This is a genomic window from Shewanella schlegeliana (assembly GCF_016765635.1).
Lineage (GTDB): Bacteria > Pseudomonadota > Gammaproteobacteria > Enterobacterales > Shewanellaceae > Shewanella > Shewanella schlegeliana.
Genome location: NZ_JAESVD010000001.1, coordinates 630,487 through 644,613 on the forward strand (window position 1 = coordinate 630,487; position 14,127 = coordinate 644,613).

Consider the following 14,127-nt stretch of genomic DNA (forward strand, 5'->3'; position numbering starts at 1 on the left):
TTATTCCTTACAGCTCAATTTAAGCTGCTGATATAAAGAGATAACTTCTTGTGTTAGTTGTTTTGCTTGTTCGGGCGTGAGACCCGCTTTCATTGGATTGAGTGTTAGCGTTATGCCTTCATCAATATGGATATGACTACAGACTTCTATATCCCCAGGCTGTAAGCGCTTTAGGGGAGGGAGTGTTTTGTGTTCGTCATTGTCGAATAGCAGTTCTTTAATGCGTTCAAGGGATAAGCCAGCATCTTGCCACTTGCGGATCTCGAGCAGGCGCTCGACATGTTGCTGGGTATAGTGCGAGCCTCTACCGGAACCTTCTGGGGGCTGAAGCAAGGTTTTCTGGACATAAAACCGAACGGTTCGAGGTGTCAGCTCGACCAGTTGGCAGAGTTCATTTAAAGAATATTGGGTTAATTTTTTCATGACAGCTTATCTCGACAGTTCCTGTGTCAGATACTAGTGTCGTGATAATGTTTTGTCAATTGCTTAAATATTGTCTTTTTAAACGCGGTAGAGCTTTCTACTCATGACGACAGAGAAGCGAGAGGATTATGAATTATTTTGAACAGGATCCTTTCTAGGTAATGTCACCTGGAGGGGAAATGAAAAAACTAAAGCAGCAATATCGAATACGCATTCAAATTCATGGCGTTAGTGGCTATAGCCATAGTCGGGTGGTTTATCCACTGCTTCGCAGTGGTTTACACAAGTGCTTTTCTACTAAGCAAGAAAGGAGTTGTTACTTTTTACACATAATTGAATGCAGAGGCTACCCAATTAAGCTCAGAGTCGTGAGAGGAACAGGATTAGCAGATCCTTGGGATGATTATCCTTCCTATTTGGATAAAGAGGCTAAGAGCTGGAAGCATAACTCAAAACGCAGTAAGCAATATTTTAAATGACAAAGCTAAGTTATATTTAGGAGTCTATGCGAACAGCCCTAGAGAGAACGTTCTAGGCCTTGCTGTTCAGTAATACATTAGACATCAATATTAGATATCTGCGAATCCAGAACCCCCATTCCGCTGCGTACGCCGCTTTCGATAGTGTGGGAGGATTTGCTGCGGCTAAAATATCCTGCATAACTGTGCTTCTCGTGATTTTGGTCTTCTATCGCATCATCGCCATCAATATGCACGGTGAAGATGCCAATCTCCCATTTGCGAGTGGGCGTCGGCGAAAAACCAAATACAGTGTCATTTGCTAAAAAGGCTTTATTTTTAATGCTTACCTCGGGCTTGGTTCCGTTCGGTTGCATTGATTACCGCACTAGTTGTTGAATGTTATACATAATCTAACACCTATGATTACATTTTTCCGGAAATATGGGTTAGGGTTTCTATGTTGTCAATTGTTATCTTGCTTTTATTGGAAGTATTAAGTGAGTTTATTGGAGTATATTCCAGTTAAACTGCAGTAAAATATTCTAGATAAGGGCTAGGTTAACAGGCTTTATACGGAGGAGATAAGATGTTTTGAGCGGTTATAAGGTATTGCAATCTTGCTGTTTTCTGTTGCTAAGCAGTCGTTAGCTTATTTCAATAGGCAGGAGTAAAGGAGTAAAGGAGTAAAGGAGTAAAGGAGTAAAGGAGTTTTCAGAGTTTCTAGCTATTCACTTTCAATAGGTTTATTAAAAAATTATTCGAATGGAAACTGAAATCGAAAACTGTCAAAGAATTGATTATTAAGATTAATGTATGTCCACTAAAATTTGCGCCTTCTTTAAATAAGTTGGTTTTTCTCAATAGGTTAATGTCGAATAAATGTCTAAGTTAAGTGATGGTGTTTATTTGTTGGTGTTGAGTCAAAACTTTGGCACTATTTTTATAATGTTTGTTTAAGCTTACTTTGTTTGCAGTTTAATACTTGTTGTGCTTTATTTAAATTGTAAACGGCTATTTTGAATGCGTCCTTTTCACTGGTTTAAATTAAAACGTGATTACTGAGTTGTTATTCATTTTTATAACATGGAAGTTATATGAAAGCATTATTTCGCCAAGAAGCTGTAGCGGCTCAAAAGCAGAGGCTACACGGGGATGTTTCACTAGCACAGCCATTCAGTGTTTATACCTCGGCCTTCACTTTGCTGGTAATCGTTAGCAGTATCCTCATTTTTCTTTCCTTTTCTCATTATGCCCGTAAAGAGACTGTTCGTGGTTATCTGGTTCCAGATAAAGGGTTAATAAAGACCTATGCTAATCGTACTGGTAGTGTAGAAACATTACATGTTTCAGAGGGGGACACGATTAAGAAAGGCTCACCTTTAGCAACAATAGTTTTAAACCGTAGCATGCTTTCTGGTGAGGAACTGAGTGAGTCGTTAATTAGTGAACTTAATCAGCAACTGTTACTACTCGATACTGAACAAGAGGTAAATAGTGCCTTATTAATGAAGGATATTCGGCGTTTAGAAGCATCAATCAATGATAGCCGTCATGCATTATTGATATCACGAAGCTTAGCCTCTTTACTAACAGATAAACTGGAACTTCAACTTAAACAGCAAACTCAACATCAAGCATTACTCGATGATGGATTTTTATCGACTCAAGATTATCAAAAGCAAATGGAGAAGTTGATCATAGTGAGGCAGGAAATTCAGAACGCTAAAGCAAAGCAAGTGCAGATTAAAAGTCAATTAAACGCAGCGCAGTCGGAGCTTGAAATTTTACCTAATCAATATGCTCTTAAAGATAGTGATATTAAAAGGCAACGCTCTGAGGTTAGACGCCAGATAGACGAAACGGAAAATAATTATCGCTATGTGCTTCGTGCTGCAGAAGATGGAACCGTTACTTCAATTCAAGTGGTAGAGGGGGAGTTTATTATAACAAATCGGCCCTTAATGAGCCTTATTCCTAAAGGAGCTGAATTAGTTGCGGAATTGTTGTTACCCACTCGAAGTGCTGGTTTTGTTAAGCTGGGAGATGAAGCTCGATTACGTTTTGATGCTTTTCCTTATCAGCGTTTTGGTTTTTTAAAAAGCCAAGTTTCCAGAGTTGATAACGCTTTACTCTTGGATGGAGAAGCTAAATTACCTATTGCTTTATCTGAGCCGGTGTATCGAATTAGAACTCAATTATCAAAACAAGACATGTTGGCTTATGGTGATAAGTTCCCCCTTAAAAGTGGCATGTTGCTAGAAGCTGACATTGTTCTTGATAGGCGAAGCTTATTAGATTGGTTGTTAGACCCAATTTATAGCTTACGAGGGAGGGTTGGTTAATGACAAACTCAACTGCAAACCAACTTACTAACCCTATAGAGCTATTAGAGTTTTCAGGTAGAAAGCGGGTGCCATTGATTTTGCAAGCTGAGATGGCAGAGTGCGGATTAGCTTGCATTGCAATGATCGCGAGTTTTCATGGTAACAAGCTTGATCTGGCCGTATTAAGAAGGCGTTTTACTGCCAACTTAAAAGGGATGAACTTACAGCAAGTCATTACAGTCAGCGATAACCTAGGTTTGGCTAGCCGAGCACTAAAGTGTCCAATTGAGCAAGTGGGTATGCTTTCTCTTCCTTGTGTACTTCATTGGGATATGAACCATTTTGTAGTGCTGACTGGAGTGACTAAATCAGGGGTAACCATAAATGACCCTGCTTTAGGAAAAAGAAAATTGACTCTAAAAGAGTTTGCTAAGCATTTTACAGGAATAGCTCTAGAGCTTACACCAACTAAGGGCTTTATAAAGAAAGACGAACGCCAACAAATGAGATTATCTCAACTTTGGAGCAAAATATCAGGATTAGGAAAAACCTTAAGCGCGCTATTTATTTTATCTATTTTACTTCAACTGTTTGCTTTGTCTGCGCCTTATTATATGCAATGGGTTGTTGATGAAGTGTTAGTTAGTCAAGACAAATCACTATTAGTCGTGCTTGCCATTGGGTTTGGGCTATTGGCGGTGATTAATGTGGTCACGACAGTTGTAAGAAGTTGGTTGGTCCTGAGAGTGTCGAGTTTACTTAATATACAGATGGGAGTGAACTTATTAAGGCATCTATTAAGGCTACCTATGAACTATTTTGAGAAACGCCATATTGGCGACTTAGCCTCTCGCTTTGGCTCGTTAACTCAGGTACGGGAAAGGCTGTCGACAGGCCTTGTTGAAACGCTTGTAGATGGCGTTATGTCGATAGCGGTATTGATTATGATGCTTATTTATAGCGTAAAACTGACTTTAGTAGTTGCTGCAGCGATGGCGAGCTATGCCTTGTTAAGGCTCGCTCTTTATCGCCCCCTTCATCGTGCAACAGAGGAGTCTATTCAGGCAAATGCGAAGGAACAGACTAACTTTCTTGAAAATATCAGAGGTATTCAAACAATTAAGCTATTTACTTGTGAACCCCAAAGGCAGAGCGTGTGGCAAAATAGGTATAGTGAAGTGATTAATGCTGATATTCGTTTAGGTAAATTAAATATTAGCTTTGAGGCATTAAATAAACTCTTATTTAGTTTAGAGAACATCATTGTTATTTATCTTGCTGCAATGATTGTAATGAGTGGTGGCTTAACAGTTGGTATGGTACTCGCATTTATTGCTTATAAAAATCAATTAACAGATCGCGTAACGAGTTTAATCGAGCAGCTTATTTTATTTAGAATGCTGCGTCTTCACTTAGACCGAATCTCAGATATTGCATTGCATGAGCAAGAAGCTAATTGTGATGGATTTGAGGTTCTTAATAAAGTCATGGGTGAATTAACGTTAGAGCATGTTAGCTACCAGTATGGTGATAACGAAAAAGATGTGATTAATGATGTGTCTTTAACTATTCATGCAAATGAATCCGTGGCCATTGTTGGCGAGTCTGGTTGTGGTAAAACAACATTAGTAAAATTAATGCTAGGGTTATTAACTCCCACAAAAGGCCGGGTTTTGCTTGATGGTCAGGATATTACTCAAATAGGCTTAACTAGATACCGCGAACAAATAGCCGCAGTGATGCAAGACGATACTTTGCTTTCAGGCTCTATTGTTGACAACTTAACCTTCTTTGATCCTGAGCCAAATTATTTGCGCATGCAGCAGTGCGCCCAATTAGCTGCAATTGATGCTGATATTAATAATATGACCATGGGGTATAACACGCTAGTTAGTGATATGGGAAGTCAGTTTTCAGGCGGTCAAGTGCAGCGCTTATTGTTAGCGAGGGCATTGTATCAACAGCCAAACTTACTTTTTTTGGACGAAGCAACCAGTCATTTAGATGTCGACAACGAAGCGAAAATTAGTGAGCAGATAAATCTGCTTAATATGACGCGGATCATCATTTCTCACAGACCTGAAACTATAAAGCAAGCAAAACGAGTTGTGGTGATGCATCAAGGTAAGGTCTATACGCCTGAAGAGGCGCAAAAGCTAAACGGAACTGTTGAATAGACTCACTAAAAATAATTGCAGAAGAACAGGATTTTAAGCGATAGGCTATTTGGCTCAAAGTAGTGAAATACTGTATCGATTAAAAGCAAGGGCGCGTAACTTTAGCCAGAAACCGCGCCCTTGGTTAGTCGCTTAAGGGATGGCTACTCTAATAGAGAAGCTAAGCACCTAGGCAAACATAACGTTAAAGAGTTTAAATTAAGGAAGATATTATGCAAGTAACAATAATGGAAGAGCTAACTATGGATGAGATGAAGGTAGTTAATGGCGGCGGAGCTGATTGGGGTGAGGTTGGTGCTGGTATTGGCTTTATCGGCTTATCCTTAGCAATGGTGTCAGGTCCGATTGGATGGATTGGACTTGGAGCTGCTACGGGATTTTCATACTTCGGAGGCACTTTGGTTGGAAGTGGGATATCTGGAAATAACGTTTGGTCTCTCAGGTGAAATTAATTTTTGGAGGTACGAATAAAAGTTGAGCTAATCATAAAGGGGGCTATGCCTCCTTATAAAATGGAAATAAGTAATGAAAGTATTGTTAATTTTTATCGGTGTTGCAATTGTGCTTCTGACGATTGCATTATCCTCAAAACTGAATGTAGTTAAGATGAATAAAAGAAAGCGGGGGCTTTACACTGGATTAGCCGTAGCTTTTATAGGCATGTTAATTATCATCTTTCAAAAATAATCATGATTAACTATAACACCAATAATAGTTAGTTGGATTTTCAACCTTTGACTCAGCTTTAATAATGACAATCAGGCAGAGGTTGTTATGGTCTGAGTAACAGTTACACTAATTAGTGTGGAAGCCCCCCTTTTTACGACAGTACAACTAGACGCGTGTGCAACCCAAGACTGATTGGTTTAGATAAAAGTCTTATGAGTATCATCGCTATTGGGTTGAATCAAGATTCCTTGAGTTAGCGAGTCTTTTTGCTATATTCTAGGGAAGACGGTTTTAATCTCAAGCCTTGCTCGATGATGCTACTGTTTTGGCTTGCATGCTTATGTTGACCTATACTCTGAGTGCGCACAAATGGCTGACAACCAAGAATAATTAGACTGCAAGAGTGTACCGCTTAGAATTAAATCAGCCATAAATGATAAGCGTAATTCTGTAAACGTAATCACTTCGAAAGTATTACAAAGGCTTAATACTCCACAAGCAGATTAAGCTAACAAGTGATTTTAGTCGGTAATTCAAAGGCCCTGCAGCTACATGGGAAGAGCTCGATGCTTATTGTCAATACTTAGATTGTAAGCGCAGCTAATTGTCGACGGTGATTAGATTGCGCTTAACAAATCTACTGAGTGATTGAATTTATAATTAAAAGCCTCCTAAAGCTATCGCTTGCCATCTTTGTTGCTTGCTTATCTGTCAAATAGCTTGAAGTCTTAGTGATTGGAAACAGGTTTTACGTAAAATTTAGTTACTGCGAGATAAATGTGATTTTGAGGGCGTGGACTCTTTGTGAGCAACGCAGGTTATTTTTAGACTCTAAATAATGAAATAACAATAAAAAATAGGAGTGGTGCTGTTGTTGATTAATAAGAGTTTAGGCGGAACATTGTTCTCACCAATATAGTGAGTAAGCCCGCATTTGCGTGCACTGAGGCTAGTGTGTTGTTACATCGGCCGTTAATTCAGAGGTGAACGTACGAGGTTAAAACAGATTCTGTTTCTTGCTGCAGCTTTATCAATTTTCCCTGCTGCACAGGCTGATGTAACGAAAGAAACTAAGGCTAAAGACATGACTTGTGCCCAGTTTTTAGACGTTGATTTTGAGACGATACCTGTTGTGGTTGGCTACCTATACCGTTATAACGAATGGACTGGTGACATTGACGTCGTGCAGGTTGATGTATTAGATGACGTTGATATTGATGAGTTAATTGATTATCTTCAAAAAAACCTAGTGCGAAGGCCAGCGCGGCGGTTAAAAAATTCAAGTAGGCCCAATGAGCCTGAATGAGTTTAACGCCATTTATACTGATTCAGGCTTTTTATATTTAAACCACACATTTGCATCATAGTTCTTAGCACTTAGCCCTTAGCCCTAGCTGATAGCACCACCACTTTAGCTCTGCTTGTTCTATCAATTACTCAGCCAAAATCTTAATTCATTGCTACTACTGATTAGGCAGATTGAACATTGTGCTGTAGATTCTCGCTTTTAATTGGCTTACTTCAGCTGCAACACTTCGTCATATCGCGCTCATGTGTACGATATGGCCAGTAAATCGAACTGAGTAAAAGATGCGATGACCGTTAATCATTCACAACTGCTTTTCACTAGCTTAGTGAGATGTCTGCTAAAATCTCTATCTATCACCTCTATCTATTAATAGGTTTTATTAATAGTTTTTTTCAATACATTTTCACGACCGTCTTCGGAGACAAATGTGCTCACTACACCAACCAAAGATGATTGGATCCGTGGCTGCTTATACGCTATTGCCATGGGAATACCGCTACTCTTAGATCAATGGATAACTAGAGATATATCGGCCTTTATCGCACTGGGTGCCATGTTTACTCTGCGGCTCGATCCCCGCTGCCAACCTAAGCATCAAATTATGGCGATGATGGGAGGAATGTTATTGATGGTATCTGCGGGTATACTCGGAAACTTACTCGTTGGTCATAGAGAGCTGGCGATCGCAGCGCTTCTTTTCTTTAGTTTTATTGCAGGACAACCTAAGCCAGAACTAAGTTACTTTAGCTTACTGGGAAAATTTGTGGCCGCAGCCTTTGTGCTGGTAGAAGTGGGGTTCCCTGCAACACTGACGACAGTACTCGCCTATCTGAGTGGGGCGTTATTGGCACTGCTTCTGACCTTAATGCAACCACGTTTATTTCCTACTAAAGCCACGGGTTGGTCTCCTTCTAATGAATGGCGTGAACTGTTATCGGGGCATTTCAATGGTCCGCTCTATGGTTTCACTCTACCGCTGACTATCTTAGCGGCGATGTTAACTGCCAACTGGCTAAATGCGCAACATGCGTCTTGGGTCGGGCTAACCGTGCTTTTTGTTATGCATGTGGATGCGGCAAATGCTTGGAAAAAAATTGGGATGCGGATTGCGGGTACCTTGTTGGGGGTTATCTGTGCTTATATCGCGGTGAGTTATTTACCCAGTTGGAGCTTTCCTTATCTTATTATGCTGGCGGCTGTTTTTATGCCGACATGCTTACGACAAAGTTACCTGCTGTTTAGCTGGTTAATTACCATGGTGATATTGTTGGTGGTCGATCTGGCAATGCTGCAACAAGGTGGAGATGAGTTTCTTATCCAATGGCGTTTTATTGATACTCTTATTGGTTGTGCTTGGGTTGCTGTGAGTTTGACGCTATTACGTCTAGGAAGAAAATGGTGGCCTAATCAGCCAGATCTACCGTAAGTCCGGTTGCGGAGCATTTAGACTGACTCGATGTTTTACTGAGTCAATGTTTTACAAGATAGATACGCGATGATCCCGTTTAAAACTCATTAATGGCCAATGTTGAGGCTCATTAATGAGTTTGAGATATTTCGACATATTAAGTCATGCATCTTACAACGGCTAACGCTCAACAAGTCCTGTAGATATGTTAAAGCTAGTCTGGGCTCATACTGTTTAGGATGACGACTTAATCACTTAACATATGCATTAACTTTAAACACTAGTCATAAACATCAGCCATAAGCGCTAAGCATCAAAAACCAACGAATCCAACACCCCCATGCCGCTGTGGACGCCGCCTTCGGTGGTGCGCGCTGATTTACTTCTGATTAAATATCCGGCGTAGGCTTGCTTGCCTAGGTCTTTGCTCTCAATCGCAGCTTCGCCGTCAATATGGACGGTGAACATGCCGATCTCGCTGATCAAATCATCCACTTGCTGCAGCTCGCCTTTGCGCACGGTTAGTGCGGTTGTTGGGCGAGCGATTGGCTGAAGTCTACGCATCAGTGACCAAGCTTGGTAGTCAGTTGGTTTGAGCTGCATGAGCTTTGGCAAAATATCTTCATCAAATATGCAGTGGCCGCCACCTTCGCCTTGGTTTTTAAGTACCCAATCGTCAGGAGAGCTTTGTGCAAATAATGCCACGCTGTCTTTCGACACCGGGCGCATTTCCCCAAGTAGCCCATTTACGGTATTGGCTTCAGTTAGCGGTAGACCAAATTGGGTGAGGGAGCCTGCATCCATTGAGGAAAGTAGCATCTGCACGCGCTTGCTGGTGGCCAGCTGTTGGCTGACGGTAGCATTAACCGCGACTCGGTGTTTCTCTATGAATATGCGGGTTTGCATTAATGCTTCGCAGCAAACGCGGCTGATGATGTCACAGGCGTGATAGTCGCTGAATTGATAACCCGCACGCAGATACACTGTGTCGATTGGCCCAACACCGTCTAGTAATAATCGATGATTGTTCCCGGTTGAAAGTGTGTCGTGTAACTCACGAAAGGTACGTCTTACCGTTCTAATGCCTTTTGCTTGCAGGGCATGTTCTAACAGGTGTTGATCGTAGACGTTGTCCTCGTTAGCTTGCACCACCATAAGGAACACTGGTGGATTTTCATGTGACTCTGTAGCTAGAACTGAAGTTGTAGCTGTAACCGAAAATTCGTTGTGTATCTTAAATGTGGCGTTAGCAATGCCTTGGGCTAATCGCTCTAGTGCTTGGTTTTCAACAAGTTTACCATTCTGGCTACTTGACCATTGGTTAAAAGCTTCAGGAGTTTGCTGTTGCAGGTATTTATGTAGTTCATGAACTCGTTGACCGAATGGGCCCATACCTGCGGCGATACCGTTGAACTCGATAAGCTTTGGGCCTAAAACTGCATCGTCCATAAAGTCACTACGCATAATAAGCAGCGGTAAACGCTTAGCACTATCAGCATCTTTGTGGATCGCTCGATGCATCTCTAGCAGGGCGTTAAAAAAAGGATCGCCAGAGATGATGGGGCTAATGGCTTGGTTTATAAAGCGATGGTCTTCAGACACGTGGTGTACGAGTTTTCCCAATAAACCTACAGAGGCGACCAATTGCTTATATCTCGCCTTGCTAATGGGCGTTGGCGTAAAGCTAAATGCGGTGTGAGAAGCCGAATAAGCATTTGACTTGATGACCATTCCACGGGTTATCGCCCATTCAATAGCGTCTTGTGAAGCTTGTTTTGTCGAGTTGTTAATCATGGTTACCACCGTAAAAGTAAGACTCTAGCTGTTAGAACGCGAATGTAGATGAGTGCACTAACTTTGGTACCTTAAGCTGTGTTGAGTATTTTCATTGACTGTAAACGGCCTCAAATGCGCATACACAAGTGCTAAATCCACATGGGTGAGGCATAAATACATAGGCTATGTAGGCAGCGTAAAAGCAATTTATAGAAGTTATATAGGAAGATTTTTATACCGATTTTTTATTTCTGTCAATATCGAAATATGGTGGTTGTAGCTGTATGTTGTCAATCGATACAAGATAAAATGCGGAAGTAGTGGAAAATAAATGAATTTTTAAGGATATTTTAGGTTGATACTTTTGATAAAGAGAGTAAGTTGTTTTTATTCGGCAATATCCATAAATGTTAGCAGATTCATCTGTGTAAATGTTAGCGAATTTGCTGTTATTTTTAATTCTTAGCTCAAGTTTTTCATACTGTTTAACAAGAAGTTTTCTCTTCTAAATGGACGTTTGCTAATGCAGTGTCTATATAACAGTATGAGTAATTTATTTTATTACAAACAACGTTGTCGATATCCTAATAGGGAATTTTTTATGAAAAGCAAAATGTCACGTTTATTTCTCGGTGTTACAATGGGTTGTAGTGTATTAACCTTCGGTCTAGCCTCTGCTCAAGCTGCGTCTACGGCAGATTGCTCAAAGCTTGCAGGTTGCGCAGAGAAGAGCTGTAAGATTGAAGCTTTGATTGCGGATGCAAAAGCTAAAGGTCATGACAAGATGGTCGCTCAGTTACAGTCCTCATTAAAACATGTTAAGGCTAATTGTACCGACGAAGGCATTAAGAATGATTTACAGACTGAAATTGCGGGAGTTCAACTGCAACTCGAAAGCTACCAGGCTGAATTAAAGGCGGCGAAGGCTGCTAATGAGCTAAATAGGTCGTATACCTATGCACAAAAAGTGCTCGCTGAAAGTTACAAGCTAGAGCAGTTAAAGCAAGAATTAGCGAAAATGAAGTAGCTAAAGCCTGAAAGCGTAAAACATCGCCCTTGTGGTAAGGGCAATGTTTTACGCTGAAGTCTTTTAATGGCGAGTGGCCATATTTGTTCAGATAATGATTGGGAGGTCTATTCAGTATCTTGCTGTTCTATAAAGTCCTTAAACTCAATCTCATATAAGCGTGCCAATACAAGGGTGACTGCAAAGATGATTGGGCCGTAGATCAAACCGATGAGACCAAATAGCTGTAATCCACCGAGGAGTGAGAAGAACAGCAGAAGGGTGCTCATGCCTGTATTACCTTGCATCAGCCAAGGCCTAAGAAAGTTATCAATCGAGCCGACGACGACAACTCCCCAAATAATCAAAAATATCGCCCATTGCCAGTCACCGGTTATAAATAGGTAAATCGAGGCAGGCAGCCAGATCATGGCGGTGCCCACAAACGGGATAAACGATGCAAATGCCATCATGCTGCCCCAAAATAACCCTGAAAAACCAGCTAATGACATCGCTATTCCGCCGAGTAAGCCTTGGGCCAATGCGGTGAGAAATGCCCCTAATACGGCAGACTGAGCTACAACGCCGACTTCATTGAAGATAAGCCCTTGCTGTGAGCGAGATAATGGGATGATGTGACGCGTGTTTTTGATGATTTTCTCTTGGTCTCGCAAAAAGAAAAACAACACAAATAGCATCAATCCAAAATCTAAAACCGTATCGGCTACATCGCCAGCAATGCCTGTACTGGCACTTAAAAAGCTTGTACTTAGCTGGGTTACTTTACCAGCAGCTTGTTGGACTAGCTCATCAATCTTAATCGTGTCAAATGGTAGCCATTTATTTAATAGGGCAACGCCACTCTGAATATACGGATGAGCAAGGAAGGCTTTTGCTCCGCCGCCAGTCAGCCACTCATAGGCGTTAGTCATAAAGTTAATGCCTTCATTCATAATTGCCATTGCCACAAACAGCAGTGGGATCAAAACCATGACTGTGACTAATGTACATGTAACGACAGAGGCCATATTGGGGTTACTAGGCAAATGTTGCTGAATTCGAGTGTGAAACGGCAGTACTAATAGGGCGACGATAAATGCAAGTACGATAGAACCTAAATAAGGCGAAACCAGTAAATAGCATGCGTAGAAAGCAATCGCCAACGCGAGTAGCAATATGGTGTGGCGGGGCTTGAGCTTAAAGCTGTCCATTAAACAGAACTCCAAAGTACATTGAGTGTTTACCTAGTTAGTTTGGCTTTTAAAAGTGAGCCATAAAGTTGTTGAAAGCAGGAATAATCGAGATCACATAATTAAAGGTTATGAGCAAGGTTAACTATAGTCAACGGTAACAATAACTTCTGTGACTAATCTATGAAAGTATCTTACGAGGTCAATAATTTCAGCAGTTGTGTTTTTTGATTTAGTTGGACGACATGAATGGCTTTTATTTATTGAAATGAAAAACAGCTTGCTGCGTCAAATACTGTCGCAGAGTGGTATTATGCTACCAGCTCAAGTTAACAAGAGAAGTTTTGATGCAAACCAATATCCCTCGTCAGATCGCGATGCTTGAGCAGATCCCGCGCCACCCAAGGCGAGTCACGGCTAATGCCATTACAGAGAAGCTTAAAGATCGCGATTACAACATCGGCTTACGAACGGTGCAGCGAGAGTTAAAAGCGATGTACGATATGGGTTTGTTCGGTTTAGTCATGGACGACAGGTGCAAGCCGTTTGGCTGGTCCATCGCCGCTTGTTGGCGTGGTCTGAATCTAACCTTGATGGATCAGCATATGGCGCTGGCATTTCATACGTTAAAATACAGTGCTAGTCAGCTACTGCCACCACAAAGCGTCAAGCAGCTTACCCCCTATTTTGAGCGTGCCGATCAAGTACTTGGCAGTGATCCCGATAATCCTTGGCTTTACTGGGCCTGCCGGGTTGCTCAGTTACCTGAGCCTTTGCCAATTACCTATGAAGAACACGACCCTAAAGCGCTTGAGATTGTACAAGATGCACTCCTTGGCAAGCGGCAGATCGCCTGCGAGATCCAGCGCTTTATTAAAGGTAAAAGCTATTGGGTTGACTACCGTCCTATCAACCCCGAAGGCATAAAGATCTCTGGCGGCGTCATTATGCTGGCCTTTACTGTGGGGACCTTTCATACAAAACGTTATGCTAAACCCATTAACTTAATGCGTAATATTCGGCTACTCGATACCGTCTCCGTAACCCGTGATGATTTTGATATCGAGCTTAGCGGAGAAGTGAACAAAAGCACCATGATTGATTTAGAACTCCTGCTTGCACCATCGGCAAGTTTTATTCAGCGTAATGCTAACTTGAGTAAAGACCAATCTGTTGAACGTTTGCAGAGCGGCTATTACCGTCTGAATGCCAGTGTGTATGACACGCCAAAATTACGGGAGTTTTTGTGGGGCATGGCCGACAGCGTTGAGGTGATTGCACCACTGAAGCTTCGTAATCATTTCAGTCGACTCACGAGTAAGCTTCATAACAAATATCAAACCGCTACGACCGAGTCTGTCGCAGCCCTAGGTTAACCTCCTCG

General features: G+C 41.5%; 13 protein-coding genes. 9 read left to right on the forward strand and 4 right to left on the reverse strand.

Annotated elements, in window-relative coordinates; all coding sequences use genetic code 11:
• Complete coding sequence (locus tag JMA39_RS02830) at positions 1–423, reverse strand: MerR family transcriptional regulator (protein ID WP_202720299.1); 423 nt, start codon at positions 421–423, stop codon at positions 1–3.
• Positions 424–602: 179 nt separating this feature from the next.
• Here JMA39_RS02830 and JMA39_RS21130 point away from each other — a divergent pair, with 179 nt between their 5' ends.
• Complete coding sequence (locus tag JMA39_RS21130; RefSeq protein WP_220741576.1) at positions 603–902, forward strand: hypothetical protein; 300 nt, start codon at positions 603–605, stop codon at positions 900–902.
• Between the two features lie 77 nt (positions 903–979).
• Here JMA39_RS21130 and JMA39_RS02835 read toward each other — a convergent pair whose 3' ends face one another.
• Positions 980–1,258: a hypothetical protein gene (locus JMA39_RS02835; protein ID WP_202720300.1), complete on the reverse strand. Its 279-nt coding sequence runs from the start codon at positions 1,256–1,258 to the stop codon at positions 980–982.
• A 720-nt stretch (positions 1,259–1,978) separates the two neighbouring features.
• On the opposite strand from JMA39_RS02835, the gene JMA39_RS02840 reads away from it, so the two are divergent.
• From JMA39_RS02840 to JMA39_RS02865, 6 genes are all read left to right on the forward strand, one after another.
• A complete protein-coding gene (locus tag JMA39_RS02840) occupies positions 1,979–3,226 on the forward strand; it encodes an HlyD family efflux transporter periplasmic adaptor subunit (protein ID WP_202720301.1) in 1,248 nt (415 codons plus the stop codon).
• On the forward strand, positions 3,226–5,385 hold the full coding sequence (locus JMA39_RS02845) for a peptidase domain-containing ABC transporter (RefSeq protein WP_202720303.1): 2,160 nt from the start codon (positions 3,226–3,228) through the stop codon (positions 5,383–5,385). The genes JMA39_RS02840 and JMA39_RS02845 overlap by 1 nt, the downstream gene beginning before the upstream one ends.
• A gap of 212 nt (positions 5,386–5,597) precedes the next feature.
• Positions 5,598–5,831, forward strand: a complete 234-nt coding sequence (locus tag JMA39_RS02850; protein WP_202720304.1) for a hypothetical protein — start codon at positions 5,598–5,600, stop codon at positions 5,829–5,831.
• Positions 5,832–5,910: 79 nt separating this feature from the next.
• Positions 5,911–6,072: a hypothetical protein gene (locus tag JMA39_RS02855; RefSeq protein WP_202720305.1), complete on the forward strand. Its 162-nt coding sequence runs from the start codon at positions 5,911–5,913 to the stop codon at positions 6,070–6,072.
• Positions 6,073–7,063: 991 nt separating this feature from the next.
• Entirely contained in the window at positions 7,064–7,360 is a 297-nt protein-coding gene (locus tag JMA39_RS02860) for an HdeA/HdeB family chaperone (RefSeq protein WP_237732577.1), read from the forward strand.
• 430 nt (positions 7,361–7,790) lie between these two features.
• Positions 7,791–8,789: an FUSC family protein gene (locus JMA39_RS02865; protein ID WP_202720306.1), complete on the forward strand. Its 999-nt coding sequence runs from the start codon at positions 7,791–7,793 to the stop codon at positions 8,787–8,789.
• Positions 8,790–9,077: 288 nt separating this feature from the next.
• Here JMA39_RS02865 and JMA39_RS02870 read toward each other — a convergent pair whose 3' ends face one another.
• Positions 9,078–10,565 carry a glutathione synthase gene (locus JMA39_RS02870; protein ID WP_202720307.1) on the reverse strand — a complete coding sequence of 496 codons (1,488 nt, stop codon included), beginning with the start codon at positions 10,563–10,565 and terminating at the stop codon, positions 9,078–9,080.
• Positions 10,566–11,148: 583 nt separating this feature from the next.
• Here JMA39_RS02870 and JMA39_RS02875 point away from each other — a divergent pair.
• Positions 11,149–11,574, forward strand: a complete 426-nt coding sequence (locus JMA39_RS02875; protein ID WP_202720308.1) for a DUF1090 family protein — start codon at positions 11,149–11,151, stop codon at positions 11,572–11,574.
• Positions 11,575–11,681: 107 nt separating this feature from the next.
• Here JMA39_RS02875 and JMA39_RS02880 read toward each other — a convergent pair whose 3' ends face one another.
• Positions 11,682–12,764 (reverse strand): AI-2E family transporter, encoded by a 1,083-nt coding sequence (locus JMA39_RS02880; protein ID WP_202720309.1) that lies wholly within the window; start codon positions 12,762–12,764, stop codon positions 11,682–11,684.
• A 326-nt stretch (positions 12,765–13,090) separates the two neighbouring features.
• Here JMA39_RS02880 and JMA39_RS02885 point away from each other — a divergent pair, with 326 nt between their 5' ends.
• The gene (locus JMA39_RS02885; RefSeq protein WP_202720310.1) at positions 13,091–14,119 is read left to right on the forward strand and encodes a helix-turn-helix transcriptional regulator; all 1,029 of its coding nucleotides are present in this window, start codon (positions 13,091–13,093) and stop codon (positions 14,117–14,119) included.
• The last annotated feature ends 8 nt before the right edge of the window (positions 14,120–14,127 follow it).

What these genes read in the sequence shown, in the direction of transcription:
- JMA39_RS02830 (WP_202720299.1), bottom strand. Translation starts at nt 423, where the DNA reads ATGAAAAAATTAACCCAATATTCTTTAAATGAACTCTGCCAACTGGTC.
- JMA39_RS21130 (WP_220741576.1), top strand. Translation starts at nt 603, where the DNA reads ATGAAAAAACTAAAGCAGCAATATCGAATACGCATTCAAATTCATGGC.
- JMA39_RS02835 (WP_202720300.1), bottom strand. Translation starts at nt 1,258, where the DNA reads ATGCAACCGAACGGAACCAAGCCCGAGGTAAGCATTAAAAATAAAGCC.
- JMA39_RS02840 (WP_202720301.1), top strand. Translation starts at nt 1,979, where the DNA reads ATGAAAGCATTATTTCGCCAAGAAGCTGTAGCGGCTCAAAAGCAGAGG.
- JMA39_RS02845 (WP_202720303.1), top strand. Translation starts at nt 3,226, where the DNA reads ATGACAAACTCAACTGCAAACCAACTTACTAACCCTATAGAGCTATTA.
- JMA39_RS02850 (WP_202720304.1), top strand. Translation starts at nt 5,598, where the DNA reads ATGCAAGTAACAATAATGGAAGAGCTAACTATGGATGAGATGAAGGTA.
- JMA39_RS02855 (WP_202720305.1), top strand. Translation starts at nt 5,911, where the DNA reads ATGAAAGTATTGTTAATTTTTATCGGTGTTGCAATTGTGCTTCTGACG.
- JMA39_RS02870 (WP_202720307.1), bottom strand. Translation starts at nt 10,565, where the DNA reads ATGATTAACAACTCGACAAAACAAGCTTCACAAGACGCTATTGAATGG.
- JMA39_RS02875 (WP_202720308.1), top strand. Translation starts at nt 11,149, where the DNA reads ATGAAAAGCAAAATGTCACGTTTATTTCTCGGTGTTACAATGGGTTGT.
- JMA39_RS02880 (WP_202720309.1), bottom strand. Translation starts at nt 12,764, where the DNA reads ATGGACAGCTTTAAGCTCAAGCCCCGCCACACCATATTGCTACTCGCG.
- JMA39_RS02885 (WP_202720310.1), top strand. Translation starts at nt 13,091, where the DNA reads ATGCAAACCAATATCCCTCGTCAGATCGCGATGCTTGAGCAGATCCCG.